Source organism: Pseudomonas sp. NPDC086112 (assembly GCF_044746425.1).
In the GTDB taxonomy this organism is placed as follows: Bacteria; Pseudomonadota; Gammaproteobacteria; order Pseudomonadales; family Pseudomonadaceae; genus Aquipseudomonas.
In genome coordinates, this window is the sequence record NZ_JBIVCD010000008.1 from 146,538 (window position 1) to 164,690 (window position 18,153).

Annotated in this window: 12 protein-coding genes and 1 pseudogene; 12 read left to right on the forward strand and 1 reads right to left on the reverse strand. The window is 62.4% G+C overall.

Features of this window, described 5'->3' with window-relative positions; all coding sequences use genetic code 11:
* Positions 1 to 9: 9 nt before the first annotated feature.
* From tssK to tagQ, 10 genes are all read left to right on the forward strand, one after another.
* Complete coding sequence (gene tssK / locus ACIPLA_RS08815) at positions 10 to 1,344, forward strand: type VI secretion system baseplate subunit TssK (RefSeq protein WP_401172945.1); 1,335 nt, start codon at positions 10 to 12, stop codon at positions 1,342 to 1,344.
* A gap of 6 nt (positions 1,345 to 1,350) precedes the next feature.
* Positions 1,351 to 2,649: a DotU family type VI secretion system protein gene (locus tag ACIPLA_RS08820; RefSeq protein ID WP_401172946.1), complete on the forward strand. Its 1,299-nt coding sequence runs from the start codon at positions 1,351 to 1,353 to the stop codon at positions 2,647 to 2,649.
* Positions 2,646 to 6,146, forward strand: coding sequence for a type VI secretion system membrane subunit TssM (gene tssM / locus ACIPLA_RS08825; RefSeq protein ID WP_401172947.1), 3,501 nt, complete (start codon positions 2,646 to 2,648; stop codon positions 6,144 to 6,146). Before ACIPLA_RS08820 ends, tssM begins: the two co-directional genes overlap by 4 nt.
* The gene (tagF, locus tag ACIPLA_RS08830) at positions 6,143 to 6,793 is read left to right on the forward strand and encodes a type VI secretion system-associated protein TagF (protein WP_401172948.1); all 651 of its coding nucleotides are present in this window, start codon (positions 6,143 to 6,145) and stop codon (positions 6,791 to 6,793) included. The genes tssM and tagF overlap by 4 nt, the downstream gene beginning before the upstream one ends.
* Positions 6,794 to 7,525 (forward strand): PP2C family protein-serine/threonine phosphatase, encoded by a 732-nt coding sequence (locus tag ACIPLA_RS08835; protein ID WP_401172949.1) that lies wholly within the window; start codon positions 6,794 to 6,796, stop codon positions 7,523 to 7,525.
* Positions 7,522 to 10,566, forward strand: coding sequence for a protein kinase (locus tag ACIPLA_RS08840; RefSeq protein ID WP_401172950.1), 3,045 nt, complete (start codon positions 7,522 to 7,524; stop codon positions 10,564 to 10,566). Before ACIPLA_RS08835 ends, ACIPLA_RS08840 begins: the two co-directional genes overlap by 4 nt.
* Entirely contained in the window at positions 10,566 to 11,282 is a 717-nt protein-coding gene (locus tag ACIPLA_RS08845; RefSeq protein WP_401172951.1) for an ABC transporter ATP-binding protein, read from the forward strand. Before ACIPLA_RS08840 ends, ACIPLA_RS08845 begins: the two co-directional genes overlap by 1 nt.
* Positions 11,282 to 12,478 carry an ABC transporter permease gene (locus tag ACIPLA_RS08850; protein WP_401172952.1) on the forward strand — a complete coding sequence of 399 codons (1,197 nt, stop codon included), beginning with the start codon at positions 11,282 to 11,284 and terminating at the stop codon, positions 12,476 to 12,478. Before ACIPLA_RS08845 ends, ACIPLA_RS08850 begins: the two co-directional genes overlap by 1 nt.
* Positions 12,471 to 14,198, forward strand: coding sequence for an SUMF1/EgtB/PvdO family nonheme iron enzyme (locus ACIPLA_RS08855; RefSeq protein WP_218395523.1), 1,728 nt, complete (start codon positions 12,471 to 12,473; stop codon positions 14,196 to 14,198). The genes ACIPLA_RS08850 and ACIPLA_RS08855 overlap by 8 nt, the downstream gene beginning before the upstream one ends.
* 84 nt (positions 14,199 to 14,282) lie before the next feature.
* The gene (gene tagQ / locus ACIPLA_RS08860) at positions 14,283 to 15,212 is read left to right on the forward strand and encodes a type VI secretion system-associated lipoprotein TagQ (protein ID WP_401172953.1); all 930 of its coding nucleotides are present in this window, start codon (positions 14,283 to 14,285) and stop codon (positions 15,210 to 15,212) included.
* Between the two features lie 131 nt (positions 15,213 to 15,343).
* On the opposite strand, the gene ACIPLA_RS08865 is transcribed toward tagQ, so the two are convergent.
* Positions 15,344 to 15,598 carry a hypothetical protein gene (locus tag ACIPLA_RS08865; protein ID WP_401172954.1) on the reverse strand — a complete coding sequence of 85 codons (255 nt, stop codon included), beginning with the start codon at positions 15,596 to 15,598 and terminating at the stop codon, positions 15,344 to 15,346.
* A gap of 597 nt (positions 15,599 to 16,195) precedes the next feature.
* Here ACIPLA_RS08865 and tssA point away from each other — a divergent pair.
* A complete protein-coding gene (gene tssA, locus ACIPLA_RS08870; protein WP_218395515.1) occupies positions 16,196 to 17,752 on the forward strand; it encodes a type VI secretion system protein TssA in 1,557 nt (518 codons plus the stop codon).
* Between the two features lie 31 nt (positions 17,753 to 17,783).
* A pseudogene (gene tssB, locus ACIPLA_RS08875) lies at positions 17,784 to 18,153 on the forward strand (type VI secretion system contractile sheath small subunit); the annotation flags it as partial.

Consider the following 18,153-nt stretch of genomic DNA (forward strand, 5'->3'; position numbering starts at 1 on the left):
GAGCCCCCCATGTCCTGGAACAATCGAGTGGTCTGGTCGGAAGGCATGTTCATTGGAACGCAGCACTTTCAGCAGCATGACCGTTACCTGGAGAACCTCATCGACGCCCGGAGCCGCCCGTTGTCGGCCGGCGCCTGGGGTTTCTCCGAATTGCTGATCGACCAGGGCCTGCTGGCCCAGGGCAAACTGGCGATTATCTCGGCGCGGGGTCTGTTGCCGGACGGCACGCCATTCAACATTCCCCAGGATGACCTGGCGCCGAGCCCGCTGAATGTCGATGACAACCTGCGCGATGGCTTGGTGTACCTGGCCTTGCCGCTCAAGCGCGCCGGTGCGCGAGATACCGTTGACGAAGGCGAAGCCCTGGGCGCTGCGCGCTACGTGAGCCAGGTTCGCGAAGTACGGGACGACAACGCGCCGTTCGAAAACCAGGCCCCCGTGGCCGTGGGGGCGAGGGCGCTGCGATTGTTGGTAGCCCAGGATGGCATCAGCGACTACGCCGCTATCGGTCTGGTACGAATCAAGGAGAAACGCGCCGACCGAGCCCTGGTGCTCGACGACACCTACATCCCGCCGCTGCTGGATGTGGTCGCCTCCAACCCCCTCGCCGCGTTTCGCAACGAACTGCTGGGCCTGCTGCATCAGCGTGGCGAAGCCCTGGCCGGGCGGGTGGTGGCGTCCGGTGCCGGCGGTGCCTCGGAGATTGCCGATTTCATGCTGCTGCAACTGGTCAACCGTGCCCAGCCGTTGATCCAGCACTTGAGTCAGTTGAGCCCGTTGCACCCTGAGCGGTTCTACAGCGAGCTGGTGAGTCTGGCCGGCGAGTTCTCGACCTTTACCGCTTCCGGGCGGCGACCCCAGGAATACCCGCAATACCAGCACGATGACTTGGCGCTGAGTTTCGCGCCGGTGATGCAAGCCCTGCGTGAGGCGCTGTCGATGCTGATCGACAGCAAGGCCACGCCGATTCCGATCGTCGAAAAAGCCTACGGCGTCCACGTCGCGATGCTGGCCGACAAGTCCCTGCTCGACAGCGCCAGCTTCATCCTGGTGGTGCGCGCCGACGTGCCCGCCGAAACCCTGCGCAGCCACTTCGGCCAACAGAGCAAAGTCGGCTCGGTGGAGCACATCCGCAACCTGGTCAACCTGCAATTACCGGGCATTGGCCTGCTGCCGCTGCCGGTGGCGCCACGGCAAATTCCGTATCACGCCGGCTCCACTTATTACGAACTGGACCGGGGCAGCGAGCATTGGCAGCAACTGGCCAACTCCGGCGGTTTTGCGTTCTACATCGCGGGGCAATTCCCGGGGCTGAACCTGGCTTTCTGGGCGATCCGAGGATAAACCGCAATGAGCAACGACGATCGTACCCAATTCATGCCGACACCCGGTGGCCGTGGCGCCGACCCGGTCCGCCCGGAAGCTGGTCGCGCCCAGGCCGCGCCACTTTCGATGCCGGCCGCGCCGCTTTTGATCGGCACGGCCGAAGGTCTCAACCCCCTGGAGAGCGCCGCTGGGCCGTTGCTGGCTTTGCTGACCCGCTTGCGCAACACCATTACCCACCCGGCGCCGGCGAGCCTGCGGGCGCAATTACTGGCCTACCTGCGCCAGTTCGAGGAGCGCGCCGAGGCTGCCGGCGTGGCGCGCAACGATGTGTTGCTGGCCCGTTACGCCTTGTGCACCGCCCTGGATGAAGCGGTGTTGAGTACACCGTGGGGTGGTGCCAGCGACTGGGGCAAACAGAGCCTGCTGATCACCGTGCACAACGAAGCCTGGGGCGGCGAGAAGGTGTTCCAGCTGTTGGAACATTGCCTGCAAAGCCCCCGCGAACGTTTGTATCTGCTGGAGCTGTTGTATCTGTGCATGTGCCTGGGTTTCGAAGGGCGTTATCGGGTCATGAACGACGGTCGCAGCCAACTGGAAGCCTTGCGTGAACGCACCAGTGCGGTCATCCGCAGCGCCCGTGGCGATTATGAGCGTGAACTGTCGCCCCATTGGCGCGGCGTCACTGTGGCCCGCGACCGACTCGCGCAATTCATGCCGCCGTGGATCGCCGTGGCCATCGGCGTGGCGTTGCTGCTGGCACTGCTGTTCGGCCTGCGCTTGAAACTGGCCGCCGATGCCGAGCCGGTATTTAAGAATATCCATGCTCTGGGCGAGATCCCGGTGCAGGCCATCGACCGTCCGGTGGTGCAACCGAAACTGATCGAGCGTCCCCGCCTGGCAGGCTTCCTCGCTGATGAAATCAAGGCCGGTCGGGTCGCTGTGGAAGATGCCGTTGACCGTTCAGTGGTGACCATCCGTGGCGATGAGCTGTTCGCCTCGGGCAGCGCCAGCATCGTCGACAATTTCCAGCCGTTGATGCTGCGCATCGCCGATGCCGTTCGCAAGGTCAAGGGCCAGGTCCGGGTGACCGGTCACAGTGACAATCGCCCGATTGCCACCTTGCGGTTTCCATCGAATTGGGCCTTGTCCGAGGCGCGGGCCAATTCGGTGCTGCAAATCCTTTCGGCCAAGACCGGCCAGCCCGAACGCTTCAGCGCCGAAGGCCGCAGCGACACCGAACCGTTGGCCTCGAACGCTACAACAGAGGGCCGCGCACGCAATCGTCGGGTCGAAATCACAGTGTTGGCGGAGGGGGTCGAGTGAAGGCGTTTTTCAGTTTTATCATCCGCTGGGTCATTCCGTTGCTGGGGCTGATCGCCCTGAGCCTGATCATCTGGTTTGTCGGGCCGCTGCTTGAATTGCTGGTGCCCGAAGGCCGGCGTTGGGCGCTGATCATTCTGGTGTTCGCGGTGTGGATCGCCTACCGGGTGTTTCGCATTATCCAGGCGCGCCGTCAGGCCGCCGAAGTGATGCGCAGTCTGGCGGCGCAAACCCCGCCGGACCCGACCAGCATCGCCACCTCTGAGGAGCTCGAAACCCTGCGCCAGCGCATGGACGAAGCCTTGGCGCTGTTGAAGAAGGCCAAGCTGGGCGGTGACGAGCGCCGTAACCTGTATGAACTGCCGTGGTACGTGATCATCGGCCCGCCGGGTTCGGGCAAGACCACGGCGCTGGTCAATTCCGGGCTGCATTTTCCGTTGGCGGCGCAGTTGGGCGCCGGGGCAGTCCGTGGTGTCGGTGGCACGCGCAATTGCGATTGGTGGTTTACCGATCAGGCCGTGCTGCTCGACACCGCCGGGCGCTACACCACCCAGGACAGCGACGCGACAGTCGATAAAGCCGCGTGGCTGGGTTTTCTCGGCCTGTTGAAGAAACAGCGGGCCCGGCGTCCGATCGACGGCGCGTTTATCGCCATCAGCCTCTCCGACCTGCTGCTGGGCAGCGACGCCGAGCGCGCCGCCCATGCCGCCGCGATCCGCCTGCGTATCCAGGAGCTGTACACGCAATTGGGTGTGCGCTTTCCGATCTACCTGATGCTGACCAAGCTCGATCTGGTGCCAGGGTTCATGGAGTATTTCGATACCCTGAGCAAGGAAGAACGAGCCCAGGTCTGGGGTATGACCTTTGCCCTGGACGACGGTAAAAACAATGACAGCCCACTGGCCCAGCTGCAAAGCGAATTCACCGGCCTGGAACAGCGCCTCAACGCTCGTCTGGTGGAGCGTTTGCAACAGGAACGCGACCCGGCGCGACGCGATCTGATCTACGGCTTCCCGCAACAGTTCGGCGCGTTGAAGGATTGCCTGCAAAGCTTCCTTGAGGGCGTATTCAAACCCAATGCCTTTGAAGAACGGGTGCTGTTGCGCGGGGTGTATTTCACCAGCGGCACCCAGGAAGGCAGCCCGATTGATCGGCTGATCGGCTCCATGGCCCAGAGCATGAACCTGGACCGCCAGCACCTGGCGCGCCAGAACGGCACCGGGCGCAGTTACTTCATCGAAAAGCTCTTCAGCGCCGTGGCCTTTGCCGAGCGTGGGCTGGTGGGGGTCAACCCGAAAGTCGAACGTCGACGCAAGTGGATCGCCCGGGGCGTGCTGGCCTCGACCGTGGCCCTGGTGCTGGTGGTCGGGACCTTGTGGTGGGTCAGCTACCGCGCCAACCAGGCGTATATCGCGCAAGTCGATCAGAAAGTCGCGCCCCTGGGCCAGGCCGTGCAGAACCTCAGCCCGGCACAACGGGACGTGCTTGCGGTGTTGCCTTTGCTCAACGCGGTGAAGCACCTGGCCGACGATTCGCCGAACTGGGCCGAAGGCCTGGGCCTGTATCAGGGCGACATGCTTGAAGCCGAGTCTGGCAGCGTCTATCGCAAGTTGTTGATCGCGGTCTTCGCGCCACGCTTGCTCACGCGCATCGAAGAGCAACTGCACGGCGGCGGCAATTCGGACTTCCTTTACGAAGGCTTGAAGGCCTACCTGATGCTCGCCGACAGCGAGCATTACGATGCCGACTTCATCAAGGCGTGGATCGCCCTGGATTGGGATCGCAGCCTGCCGCGCGACTTGCCGGCCGAGCAGCGTCTGGCCCTGGAGGAGCACTTGCAGGCGCTGTTCGAGCGCCATCCCCCCACCGCACGTCTGGACCCGCGCCTGATCGACGATCTGCGTCGGCAGTTGCAGCAGCTGCCGGTGGCCCAGCGCGTCTATGACCGGGTCAAGCGGCAGAAACTGCCGGACGGCATCCCGGACTTTCGTCTCAACGAAGCGGCCGGGCGTGATGCCGCGCTGGTGTTCAGCCGCAAGAGCGGCAAGCCGCTGGGCGAACCCTTGAGCGGCTTCTTCACGGCCAAGGGTTACCGCCAAGGGTTTTTGCTGACCAGCCTGAACCAGACCGGCACCCTGGCCGAGGAGCAGTGGGTGCTCGGTCGCGACCAGGCAGAACAACAGAACGTCGTCAGCCTGGCCGCCGACGTGCGCCGTTTGTATTTCCAGGATTACCAGCGCCAGTGGGACGCCTTGCTGGCTGATATCGACTTCGTGCCGATCACCAGCGTGGCCCAGGCCGCCGATGTGTTGCGGGTGATTTCTGGCCCGACCTCGCCGTTGAAAAAACTGCTGGTAGCAGTGGCGAAGGAAACCGACCTGCAACAGGAAGAACGCCTGCTGGCCGCCAAGGGCGGGCCGGTGGAGGGCGGGGTCGACAAGCTCAAGGAGCGCTTGGGCAGCTTGCTCGGCCAGGAGCAGGCGACGCAAAACACACCGGATGCCAGTGAAGATCCCATCACCGCGCATTTTGCCGAACTCAACAGCATCGTCAGCAAAAACGAAGGCGAGCCGGCGGCCATCGACGGCCTGCTGGCCGACATGAACGCCCTGTATGTGCAGGTCAGCGCCATGGTCGGCGCCAGCGGCGACGCCTTGCTCGGCGAAGCCAAGAACCAGGCCGCCGCAGCTGCCACGCGGGTCAGCCTCAACGCCGAGCGGCAACCGCCGCTCGTGCAAGGCTTGGTCAAGTCGGTGGTCAACTCCACCACCAACAGCATGATGGGCGGGGTACGCAATCAACTGAACGCGGCCTGGACCAGCGAAGTGGTGAACATCTATCGCCAGTCTTTGGCCGGGCGCTATCCAATGTCGCCGGGCAGTGCGCGGGACGCGACCCTGGATGATTTTGGCCAGTTCTTCGGCGTCGGCGGGGTGATGGACAACTACTTCCGCAAATACCTGCAGCCGTACGTGGATACCTCGACCCAGGCCTGGCGTTGGCAGCCGGGCGCCGCACAGAAGCTCGGCATCGCCCCGGGCGTGCTGCAAACCTTCCAGCGGGCAGCGACCATCCGGGATGCGTTTTTCCGTTCCGGCGGCACCCAGCCGATGGTGCGCTTCGAACTCAAGCCAGTGGCGATGGACGCCACCATCACCCAGTTTTTGCTCGACCTCGACGGCCAGCAATTGAGCTACGACCACGGCCCGAGTCGCCCCACCTCCATGCAATGGCCCAACCCCGGCAGCATCGGCGTGGTGCGGATCTCGATCATGCCGCCTTCAGCCAGCGGTCGTTCGGGCATCACCCTGGACGGGCCCTGGGCCTGGTTCCGCCTGCTGGAGCAATCGGACCTGACCGCTGGCAACTCGCCGGATCGCTTCAACCTGCGGCTGCGGGTCGACGGCGCCAGCGTCTCTTATGAGCTGCGGGCCAACAGCGCCTTCAACCCGTTCAAGAGCCGTGTGCTCAGCGGTTTCAGCTTGCCGGAGCGTTTATGAGCACGCCGGGCTTCTATGGAAAGCTGGCCAGTCGCGGGGACTTTGTCAGCCGTGGCTTGCCGCAGAGTTTTATCGGCCCCTGGGATTCGTGGCTGGCGGCGGGCCTGCTCGCCAGCCAGAGCCTCGGGGACCGTTGGCTGGATGCTTATCTGGTCAGTCCGCTGTGGCGCTTCATGCTCGGGCCCGGTGTGTGTGGGCCGCAGGCCGCCGTTGGGGTGGTGATGCCGAGCATCGATCGGGTTGGCCGGTATTTTCCGCTGACCGTCGCGGTGCTGCTGGATCACGACGCTGACCCGGCGTCGGTGGTGGGCGGCGCGGATGTCTGGTTTGAGCAAGTCGAGCAATTGCTGTTGAGCACGTTAAGCGTGGAGGCGAGCTTCGAAGCCTTCGGTGCAGGGCTGGAAACGCTGGGCGGCCCGGTGTACCTGCCACGTGCTCCAAGCAGCCGTTTTGCCGGCCTGCATCGTTTTGATGCCACCGACCCGAAGGCGCGAATGACCGTGCTTGCCGAACTGGCCTGCGAAGGCGCAAGCCTGTGGTGGGGCCAGGGTTCGGAGCGTATCGCCCCTGCTTTATTGCGGTGCCAGGGCCTGCCGGCCGCCGCTGATTTTGCGCAATTTTTGCTCGGCCAAGAAGGTGTTGTGTAGATGTGTCCAAGCGTTGGAAAGACGTTCAAGTCCGCAAGCAAGAGCCATGTCGGTATGGTCCGCCAGGTTAACGAAGACGCTTGCCTGGACCGGCCGGAAAACGGTCTGTGGGTGGTCGCCGATGGCATGGGCGGGCACGCGGCGGGCGACTACGTCAGCAGCCTGATCGTCGATAGCCTGCGCAACGTTGCCGTAGGCCGTTCGCTGGATGAATACGTCGCGGCGCTGAAAACCGACCTGCTGCGGGTCAACGCGGCCGTGCGTGAAGAAACCGCCAACCGTGGCGTGACCATGATGGGCAGCACCGTGGTGGCACTGGTGGCGCGTGACTTGCGCGGGGTGTGCCTGTGGGCGGGTGACAGCCGCTTGTATCGCCTGCGTGACGGCCTGCTCGAAAGTATCTCGCGGGACCACAGTTACGTTCAGGATCTGCAGGACAGCGGCCTGCTCAGCGAAGCTGAAGCCCGGGTGCATCCACGGGCCAATATTGTCACCCGCGCTGTTGGGGTAGGGGCGCAACTGGAGCTGGCGATGATCGATCTGCTGTTGATGCCTGGCGACAGTTACCTGCTGTGCAGCGATGGGCTGACCAAGACCGTCGAAGACCATGAAATCAGCGAGGTGCTGAGCCACGACGAGCCCGGTGAAATCGCCAGCAGCCTGGTGTCCCTGGGCCTGATGCGCGGTGCTCCGGACAACATCACCGTCATTGTCGTGAAGGTGCCGTCATGAATTCCGCCCTGCACATTCTGATCCCCGGCTATGACATAGACGGCGAGATTGGCGAAGGCGCCATGGCCAGCGTTTACCTGGCGACCCAGCGCTCGCTGGAGCGCAAGGTGGCGCTGAAGGTCATGGCTGCCGCACTGGCGGCGGACCCGAGTTTCTGCGAGCGTTTCCTGCGCGAAGGTAAAACCCTGGCGCGCCTGTCTCACCCGCATACGGTCACCATCCATGACATCGGCCATGTCGGTGAGCTGTATTACATGGCCATGGAATTCCTGCCCAATGGCACGCTCAAGGAGCGCATCGCCGCCGGCCTGACGCCGGAGCAGGGCCTGATCTATATCCGTCAGATCGCCTCGGCCCTGGGCTATGCCCATGGGCTGGGGCTGGTTCATCGCGACGTCAAACCGGCGAACATTCTGTTCCGCGCCGATGGCACAGCGGTGCTCTCCGACTTTGGCATCGCCAAGTCCATGGATGACCGCACCCAGTTCACCCAGGCCGGTTTCGCTGTCGGTACTCCCAGCTACATGAGCCCGGAACAGGCGCGCGGCCAGGATATCGATGGCCGAGCCGATCTTTATGCCTTGGGCGTGGTGCTCTACGAAATCCTCGTTGGCAAACTGCCGTATACCGGCAACGACGCACTCTCAACGGCCCTGGCGCATTTGACAGAACCGTTGCCGGAGCTGCCCGTGCACCACGGTCGCTATCAAGAGGTACTGCGCAAACTGTTGGCCAAGGATCCGGCCGACCGTTTTCCGGATGCAGCGGCGCTGTTGCAGGCGCTGGATAATCTGCCTCGGGAATCGGTTGAAGCGACCACGATCCGGCCATTGCCAATTCCGGTAGTGCCGATTGCGGTGAGCAATGACCTGGCGGGACTGACGCCGGTGTCCATCGATATACCGACCGGCCCCGCGCAGCCACAACCTCGATCCAATCCTGTTGCGCCGACTGTGAAACCGACACCGTCGTCCACGGTCTCGGAACAGCGAAAGGGGCCGGTGTTCGCACTCGCCGCTGTCGCGGTAGCCGTGGCGCTGGTCTTGGGCGGCGCGGGTTATTGGTGGCTGTCCGGTGACGTCGAAGCGGACGCCAAGGTGCCGGTGGTTTCAGCACCGCCGGCCAGTGCGCCACCGACCGTGGCGCCACCCGTAAAGCCCCCCGTGGCAACGGAGGTCGATGGCGGTCAGCGGCCGCTGCTGATGACCGGCAAAAAAACCTTGTTTCAGCGAGTGCTCAGCAAGCCGGGGGCGAAACTCGCCAGCGAACCGGGGGCCACCCCTGACAAGGCCTTGCCGGCGTTTTCCGTGCTTTACGTCTATCAGCGCAAAGAGGTTGATGGCAGCCCTTGGCTGCGTGTTGGCGCCGCCACCGACGGGCGCAGTGATGGCTGGTTGCCGGCCGCGCAAGTCAGCGACTGGAAGCAAAGCCTGGTGCTCAAGTTCACCGAACGCTCCGGCCGTGCGCCGGTGATGTTCCTGCGTCAGCCCGGCGAAGTGGAGAGGCTGCTGGCAGATCCGTCGGCGGCAAAAAACCTGCTGCTCAAGGCCCAGCAGAATCACGAAGACAACCAACAGGTGCTGGCCCTGGAACCGGCCGCCAGCGCGGTTCCGCAGAACCAGTTTTACCTGTTGCCGATCTTCGATTCCCGCGAGAGCTTCGATGAGAACGGCCAGCCGGTGCAGTTGCTGAACGTGGCGTCCATCGACCCCGGCAATGCTCCAAAGGCCGCTGCCAACAACACGCCAATCACTACCGCTGACGCCGACGCGTTCCGCACCGCCGTGGTGTTGGTCGTTGACACCACCGTGTCCATGCAGCCCTACATCGATCAGGTCCGCGAGGTAGTACACCAACTGCAAACCCGCATCGCCGAGCGGGGCGAGCAGGACAGTGTCAGCTTCGGCCTGGTGGGGTTTCGAAGCAGCACCCAGAAAACCCCGGGCCTGGAATACGTCGCTAAAACCTTGATCACTCTGGACCAGGGCCGCGACCCACAGCGCTTCATGGACCTGGCGCGTCAGGTCAAGGCGTCCACGGTCTCCAGCCATTCGTTCAACGAAGATGCGTTTGCCGGTGTGATGGAAGCGGTCGAGCGCATGGACTGGTCCGGCTATGGCGGGCGCTTGATTCTGTTGGTCACCGATGCCGGTGCCTTGCGCAAGAACGACCCGTATGCCGCCACGCAAATGAACGAGGCCGAAGTGCGCCAAGCCGCGCTGGGCAAGCAGATCAAGATCTACGCCTTGCACCTGCTCAGCGATGCCGGCAAGAAAACCCATGGCGGTGCGCAAAGCCAATACCGCACCCTGACCGCCGACGCCAACCCGCAGATCGGCGACCTGTACATTCCGGTACCGGGCGCCGATGTGCGCAAGTTCGGTGAGCGGGTGGACGAGATCGGTTCGGTGTTTGCCGACCTGGTGCATCAGGTGCGTAGCGACAAGCCGCAAACCGTGCCGCTGCTGAGTGCCGCGCCGAGTCTGAGCGACAAATCGGCGGCCGTCGGCTACGCGATGCACATGGACTTCCTGGGGCGTAAAGCCGCCAGCCAGGCGCCGCAACTGGTCAGCGCCTGGACCGCCGACCGCGACCTGACCAACCCGGCACTGCCGGCGTTCCAGGTGTGCGTGATGCTGACCAAGTTGCAGCTCAATGACTTGCAGCAATCGCTGAAACTGATCGTCGATGCGGCCCGCAAGACCCAGACCTCGCCGAAGAATTTCTTCCAGGAAATCGCTAGCGCCAGTGCCTACATGAGCCGCGATCCCTCGGCCTTGCGCAAGGGTGGCAACCTGGCCGATGGCGGGGTTCTGGGTGAGTACCTGGAAGGGCTGCCCTACCGCAGCAAGTCGCTGAACATGACCCAGGATTTGTGGCTTTCCCTGAGCGTGGCCGAGCAGGAGGACTTTATCGACGAACTGGATTCGAAGATCCGCCTCTACGAAACCTTCCACAACGACTTGGCTAACTGGGTGCGTTTCGGCGATGCCGAGCCGGGTGATGCCTTGTACCGCGTTCCGTTGTCGACGCTGCCGTGATGCTGAACATGAGCGCAGTGCACAAACACCGGGGCGTCGGCAGCCAGCGTTACAGCCTGGTGATTCCACGGCTGCAACTGCATGCCGGTGAACAATTGGCGGTGGTCGGTCCCAGTGGTTGTGGCAAAAGCACGTTGCTCGATTTGCTGGCGCTGGTACTGGCTCCGGATCAGGCCGGGCAGTTTGATTTTGCGCCTGGCCAAACCCGCACGGACATTACCGGGCTGTGGCGCACAGATGCGCAAAGTGCCTTGGCGGACCTGCGCCGCCGGCACTTGGGCTACGTGCTGCAAACCGGTGGCCTGCTGGATTTTCTGGACGTGCGCGGCAACATCGATCTGTCGCGCAAACTGCTCGGTTTGAAGGACGACGGCAGCGTGGATCGCCTGGCCGGGGCGTTGGATATCGTCGATCAATTGGGCAAAAAACCGGGTGATTTGTCCGTTGGCCAACGGCAACGGGTGAGTTGCGCCCGCGCCCTGGCCCATGGGCCGCGTTTGCTGCTGGCCGATGAACCGACCGCCGCCCTCGATCCGCTGAACGCGGAACGAGTGATGCAGTTGCTGGTGATCCAGGCCCGCGAACATGGCGTGTGCTGCGTCGTCGCCACCCACGATGAGTCACTGGCCCGCGCCAGCGGTTTGCAGGTGCGGCGCATCAGTTGTCATCGCGACGCTGATGGCGGTGTCACCGCCACCCTCGGGGAGACCTGCTGATGCGCAGCGCGCTGGTGGCTTCCCTGGCCTGGCAGGATTACCGCAACGATGCGTGGCTGTCGGCCTGTTCGGTACTGGCGCTGGTGGCGGTGGTCGCACCGCTGCTGGTGCTGTTCGGCTTGAAATTCGGCCTGGTCAGCAGTTTGACCGAGCGCCTGGAAAACGACCCGGCCACCCGAGAAATCATTCCCTTGGGTGGCGGTCGGTTCAGTGCCGCGTTTATCGAACAATTGAGCCGGCGCAGCGACGTGGCTTTCGCCTTGCCGCGCACCCGGCAGATTGCCGCGACGGCGGATCTGACCGCTGGCGCTTCGACGGTGACCGTCGAAATGATCCCCACCGCCACCAACGACCCCTTGCTCGGCAGTCTGCCGGTGCCCCAAGGGCTGGATCAGGTGCTGCTCAGCCAGACCGTCGCCGAAAAGCTCGGGGCCAAGGCCGGTGATTGGCTGCAGGCCAGTGTCGGTCGGCAGGTGGCTGGTCGTGGCGAGGCGCAACGCACTCGCGTCCAGGTGCTGCGCGTATTGCCGCTGGAAGCCTTCGCCCGGGACGGGTTGTTCGCACCGTTGGCCCTGCTGGAAGCGGCTGAAGATTACCGGGACGGCCGCGCCGTTCCAGCGCTCGGTTGGCCAGGCGATGCGGTGGGCGTGACGGAACAGCGGGTGTACCCGGCGTTTCGTCTGTACGCCCGTCGTCTCACGGATGTCGAGCCGCTGCGTCAGTACTTCGCTGCGCAGAACCTGCTGGTCTCGACCCAGGCCCAGACCATCGCCCAGGTGCAATCGCTGAGCCGCAACCTGTCGATCGTATTCTGGATCATCGCCGGATTGGCTTTGGCGGGAGCATTTGCGGCGATTTTTGCCGGTGCGCTGGCGGCGGTCGAGCGCAAGCGTCGAGCGTTGTCGGTGTTGCGCCTGCTGGGTTTTTCCACGGCGGCGCTGTTGCTGTTTGTTGTGTTGCAGGCGCTGTACAGCGCCGGCCTCGCGGCCCTGTTGAGCGCCGGGCTATATGGCCTGGCGCAATCGGGCCTGAACCATTTATTTGCGCAGGCGCCGGGCGAATACGCCAGTCATCTGCTGGCGCATCACTACGCGTGGGCCTTGGTAGCCGTGCTCGGCGTCAGCGTCGTGGCGGCGGCCTGTGGTGGCTGGCGAGTGGCGCGTATCCAGGCGTGTGAAGGAATCCGAGATGTATAAGTTATTGGGCGCCGCCGTGGCGCTGAGCCTGGCCAGCATGGTCTGGGCTGATGAAAGCACAGACAAACTGGACAACCCCAAGCCGCTGGCTGACGACGTCAGCCTGCCGCTACCGTGCGAAGGGCAGATGGTGTTCCGTTACGTCTACATCCTGGCGCAAGGCACTCTGGACGACCGCGAGATCAGCCTCGGCTATCCCTTCAGCGAGGGCGAGGCCGGTTATCAACAGTCGTTCATCTCCGGTTACCGCCGGGACTTTATCAACGGCCAGTTCACCCTCAAGGATCTGCCCAAGGATTGGGGCAAGACCATCACGCCGTTGATGCCCAAGACGGACGCCAAGACCCCGCTCAAACCGATGCTCTATTTCATCGGCAAATACGAAGTCACCGCCCGCCAATACGCCCAGGTCATGGCCCAGGCGCAATCGCTGGCCAGCGGCGAGCCGGCGCCGGCCTGCGAGGCACTGCAAGCCGAGGCGCCGCAAGGCATGGCCGGGCGTTTGCCCAAGGTGAAGTTGTCGCGCTTCGAGGCCGAACGCTTCTCGGCGGTGTACAGCGCCTGGCTGATGAAATACCACAAGGACCTGCTGCCGGTGAGCGGTCGCGGCACCTCGGCCGAGGACGGCGGGCTGGGGTTTGTGCGCTTGCCGACCGAAGTCGAGTGGGAATTTGCGGCCCGTGGCGGGCAGGCCATTAGCCGTCAGGATCTGGAAGGGCGTCTGTTTCCCCGGCGTCTGGAAGGCAGCGAAAGCGACGGGCCACTGGCCGACTGGGCAGTCTTCAATCAGGTCGCCGGCGGCACCGGCCAGGCAGCGCGGCTGATGCCGATCGGTACCAAACTGCCAAACCCCATCGGCCTGTTCGACGTGATCGGCAACGCCGCCGAGATGGTCCAGGAGTCCTTCCAGCTCGTGCACGCCGGACGCCGCCAAGGCACCTACGGCGGCTTCGTGGTCAAGGGCGGCAACTACCTGGAGGGCGAGGGCACCTTGTTCACCGGGATGCGTCGCGAGTACCCGCTGTTCGCCGCCGACGGCACCGAGCAAAGCAATGAAACCACCGGGTTCCGGGTGGCGATTGGCGCGTTGTCGGCGCCACGTTCGCGCTACAAGGAGCTGTTCGTCCAGTGGGAGAAAGAAGGTCGGCTGGCTTCGCTGACCGATGCCATCGACGACGCCCAGGACCCGACCAAACGCCTGGACAGCATCATTGCTGCCAGCGTCGACCCGAGCCTGCAAGCCGAGTTGGGGCTGGTCAACGAAGAGCTCAAGCGCAACGTCTCGCTCATCGCCCAGCAGCGCGAGGAAGCGGCGGGCAACCTGATCCAGTCGGCGGCCCTGGTGGCCGAGACCGTCAACAACTACAACATTCGCCTGACCAATTTGCAGAAGAGTCGCCAGCAGGCCGTGGACGCCAAGGACGAGGCCAGCGCCAAGTTGTTCGCTACCGCCATCGACAATGGCCGCAGCGCGCTGGACGGCGCGGTGGCGATCTACATCGACAACCTGGCGACCGGCACGCGCTACACCGATGCCGTGATCCAGGCGCAGTTTCAACGCATCAAGGAAGAGTTGGAGCGCAAGCCGGTACTGGGCAAGAGCCTGGTAACGCGCGCAACGTTATTCGTTCGCCATGTCGGTGATTATCGTCAGCAACGACGAGCCGACCCGGCGGCGATATTGAAGGAATTGCTCGCATCGAACGCTCAGCGGTCTTGATCGTTCGTTGTACAGCGAGCTTGGAAGGGACTCAGGCGGCGGTGGGCCGTGCTGAGCTGGTCAAACTTAAAAGAGAACACAACTATGCTTTCCTCCCGTAAACCTGTTGCTTCGCTTTCCAAGCGTCACTTGCTGCTGATGGCTGTTGGCTTCAGCACCGTACTGACCGGTTGCGCCACGTCGCCGACCTCCAAGGTCGCCTCGAGCACCAAGGTCGAGTACTACCCAAACTGCTACGAGCCAGTGCAGCACCTGCGTGCCACTGATTCGAACATGACCAAGTCGGTCGTCACCGGCGCCGCCGTCGGTGCTGTTGGCGGTGCACTGCTGGGTGCCCTGGTCGATTCCGAGAACCGTGGCCGCAACGCCGCCATCGGTGCCGCGGGCGGTGCCTTGGCCGGTGGCGCAGCCGGTTACTACACCGAGCGCCAGAAGCAGATCGCCGATGACAACCAGCGCATCGCGTCCTACGCCTCCGACGTCAACAAAAGCGCCGCCGACATCGACCGCAGCACCGCGTACGCCAAGACTTCGCAGCAGTGCTACCAGAACGCATTCACCAAACTGGTCGCCGACCGCAAGGCCAAGACCGTCAACGACACCGAAGGCCGCAAGCGCCTGGCAGAAATCGTCGCGGGCCTCAAAGAGTCCAACGACCTGATCGTCGCGGTGAACGGTAAAGCCAGCGAAGACCTGAACAACTACACCCAGGCCTACGAAAAAGACCTGCAGCAAGTCGGCGTGCAGCGCACTGACGTGGTCACCGTGGCAACCGCCGACACCACGCCAGTCGTGGCGCCGACCAAGAGCAAAAAAGCGGTGAAACCGGCGAAAAAACCGGTGCTGCCAACCGTGCCGAAAGAAGCGGTCACCACCGAGAAAACCCTGCAGACCGCACAAGCCAAACAGGCTGAAAGCAAACAGGTCGCCAGCGCAGGCACCACTCAAGTCAACAGCATGTGCAAGAACCCGGACCTGGGCGACTGGGCACCAGTGCCTTGCCCGAATGCTTGATTGAGTTTTCTGTAGGTCTTTGATCATTCCCACGCGCTTTGCGTGGGAGTGATCTGTACTGGTTACGCCTTGGCGCTGTGCGCCGCCATCTCCTGCGCTTGCAAATGATCAAGCGCTCGTTTCACCGGCAACTACACGCCCTTTGCCATTCTGCTGAGCACCAGCTTACCGAGTGTCGAGTACCTTTCTCCGTCGGCCAGGTCCCTGCGGTGTATCGGCTGAGCAAACTCTCCAGGTTCGACATCAGGGTATTCGCTGACCAGTTCAACCTCGGTCGAATACAAGGTGCTGATGGCTTCAATACCTTCAAAGACCAGCACTTTAAAATCGTTGCGAACAAACGGAATCAATAACGTGAAGTGCGCAACATTGGCCGGCACGAACATACCTTTATCCTCAGCAAAAGGATCTATGTAGGAAGGGGCCTGAAGCGCAGTCCGAAATTTCGTATTGCAGAATGTTGCGTCATCTTTTGTAAGAAGTTTGAGACGAACTGAGCATGTATTTGGAGGGGGATGGGTGAAATACAGAGTGCCATCATTTTGATGGCGCGCTGTATTGATTATTGTCAGTGATCACTATGTCCATGGATGACTGTAACTTTCAGAAAGCTCCTACATTTTTCATGTTTTATTTTTGTCATGCTGGGTTCCGTTTCAGGGTGTGAATGTCCTGTGATTATTGGTGGGGTTGATAAACCGCTCTGGCTCAATGGTTGCGGGGGTGATGCGTCGAAGGTGGGGAGGTCAAAACCGGCATCAGGGGATCCCCTGTCCCCTATAGGGTGATCTCCTACAGCAACAAAAAAGACGCAGTTTTATTGTTTAATCGGGTGCTTGCAAATGGCCATCATTGTGATTAGGATGCGCGCCTTGAAAGAGCGCGAACTCAATTGGATGAGACTCATCGCAGCTCTTTGATACTGTCCGGCGCCATTTCAACTCCAATGGCCGCATGACTGTAATTCTAATTAAAGGTCACGGATGTCCTACTCAAGCAAACTTTCCGCTCATTACCTTGAACTCGCAAAAGCCTCTGTTTCAAAAGAGAATTTCGCGGGTGAGGACGTTCGCTTTTCGAGCGAATATGAGGCGTTGGAAAGTGAGCTGGGTAAAGCCTCGTCCATGCACGAAAGCGGTCAGATCGACTGGCTGAAAATCCGCGAAAACAGTGAAAACCTGCTGCGCACGCAATCCAAGGATTTACGTGTCGGCGCCTGGTTGACCTGGGCGCTGTACCAGCGTGAATCCTTCCCGGGGTTGCTGGCCGGCCTCGGTTTGCTGCACCACCTCTGTGAAAATCACTGGGCCGAGGTTCATCCGAACAAGGCCCGCACCCGCGCCGCAGCCATCAGCTGGTTGGTGCCGCGTCTTGAGCAGGTGCTGAACGAAAACGTCGCGATCAAAGAGCAGTTGCCGCTGTTCCGCCGTCTGGTCGAGCATCTGGAAGGGCTCGACGCCGCGTGCACCGAGCATTTGGGCGACGACGCGCCGTTGCTGCTGCCGATTTCCCGTCGCTTGAAAAACATGGTCCAGCGCGCCGCCGACAATCAGCCGGAGCCCGGTGTGGTGGGGGCCGCGGTGGCTCAGGTCAAGCAGGCCGCGACCCAGCTGTTCACCCCCGGCGCACCGATCGACAACGAAAAAGAAGCCCACAAGGCCCTACGTGCCCAGCAGGAAACTGCTCGTCCGTTGTGTGCCTGGTGGCTCAAGCAGAAAGCCACCGATCTGCGCGCCCTGCGCCTCAATCGCACGCTGCTGTGGCTGCCGATCGACGCGGTGCCCGAGCGTAACGCCGAGCAGATCACCGTTCTGCGTGGCTTGCCGGCGGACAAACTCAAGGCCTATCAGGACCGCTACGACCAGGGGAAATACGCAGATCTGCTGGTAGAGCTGGAGGCGAGCCTGGCGAAGGCGCCGTTCTGGTTCGATGGCCAGCGAATAGTCTGGGAATGCCTCCAGGGACTGAACGCCGAGATGGCGATGCGCGAAGTGGAAATCCACTTCGCGCTTTTGGTTCAGCGCCTGCCCGGCATCATCGAATTGCGTTTCCATGACGGCGCGCCGTTCGCCGATCCGGCCACCCGCGCCTGGATCGGCGCCCACGTCATGCCGCACCTGCAAAGCGCCAGTGCGCCGCGCAAGGTCGAAGTCGCCGATACCCAGCCGGCCTGGGAACTGGCCCTTGAAGAAGTCTTGCCGGTTCTGCGCAAGGACGGTCTCAAGGCCGCCGTGCAGATTCTCAAGCAGGGCTTGCAAAGTGCCCACGGCGGGCGGGTCCGATTTTTCTGGCAGTTCGCCCTCGCGCGGCTGTGTTTCATGGCCAAGAAATACGAACTGGCCAAGACCCAACTTGAAACCCTCGACCAAACATTACAGGACTCAGGCCTGCACGCCTGGGAGCCCGATCTTGCGCTGGAAGTGCTGCATTTGCTGCATAGCTGCTGCGAGTTGTTACCGCAGAACCATGCAGTGCGTGAACGCAAGGAAGAGATTTATCGCAGGCTGTGCCACCTCGATCTCGAAGTGGTACTCGAATAGGCCCCCGGCCACAACCGCAAGGAGAAAAGCCATGGCCAAAGAAGGCTCGGTAGCCCCCAAGGAACGCATCAACGTCACCTTCAAACCCGCCACCGGCGGTGCTCAGGAAGAGATGAACTGCCGCTGAAACTACTGGCAATCGGTGACTACACCCACCGCAAGGACGAACGCAAAATCGAAGATCGCAAGCCGATCAGCATCGACAAGATGACCTTCGACGAAGTGCTGGCCAAGCAAGAGCTGAGCCTGACATTGAGCGTGCCGAACCGTCTTCAGGAAGAAAGCGACACTGAAGAACTGGCCGTGAAACTGCGCGTCAACTCGATGAAGGACTTCAACCCGGCCTCGCTGGTCGAGCAAGTGCCCGAGCTGAAAAAACTGATGGAACTGCGCGACGCGCT

Coding starts and splice junctions, on each gene's coding strand:
- ACIPLA_RS08845 (WP_401172951.1), top strand. CDS start 10,566: ATGCTGAACATGAGCGCAGTGCACAAACACCGGGGCGTCGGCAGCCAG.
- ACIPLA_RS08835 (WP_401172949.1), top strand. CDS start 6,794: ATGTGTCCAAGCGTTGGAAAGACGTTCAAGTCCGCAAGCAAGAGCCAT.
- tagF (WP_401172948.1), top strand. CDS start 6,143: ATGAGCACGCCGGGCTTCTATGGAAAGCTGGCCAGTCGCGGGGACTTT.
- ACIPLA_RS08855 (WP_218395523.1), top strand. CDS start 12,471: ATGTATAAGTTATTGGGCGCCGCCGTGGCGCTGAGCCTGGCCAGCATG.
- ACIPLA_RS08820 (WP_401172946.1), top strand. CDS start 1,351: ATGAGCAACGACGATCGTACCCAATTCATGCCGACACCCGGTGGCCGT.
- tssA (WP_218395515.1), top strand. CDS start 16,196: ATGTCCTACTCAAGCAAACTTTCCGCTCATTACCTTGAACTCGCAAAA.
- tagQ (WP_401172953.1), top strand. CDS start 14,283: ATGCTTTCCTCCCGTAAACCTGTTGCTTCGCTTTCCAAGCGTCACTTG.
- ACIPLA_RS08850 (WP_401172952.1), top strand. CDS start 11,282: ATGCGCAGCGCGCTGGTGGCTTCCCTGGCCTGGCAGGATTACCGCAAC.
- tssK (WP_401172945.1), top strand. CDS start 10: ATGTCCTGGAACAATCGAGTGGTCTGGTCGGAAGGCATGTTCATTGGA.
- ACIPLA_RS08840 (WP_401172950.1), top strand. CDS start 7,522: ATGAATTCCGCCCTGCACATTCTGATCCCCGGCTATGACATAGACGGC.
- ACIPLA_RS08865 (WP_401172954.1), bottom strand. CDS start 15,598: ATGTTCGTGCCGGCCAATGTTGCGCACTTCACGTTATTGATTCCGTTT.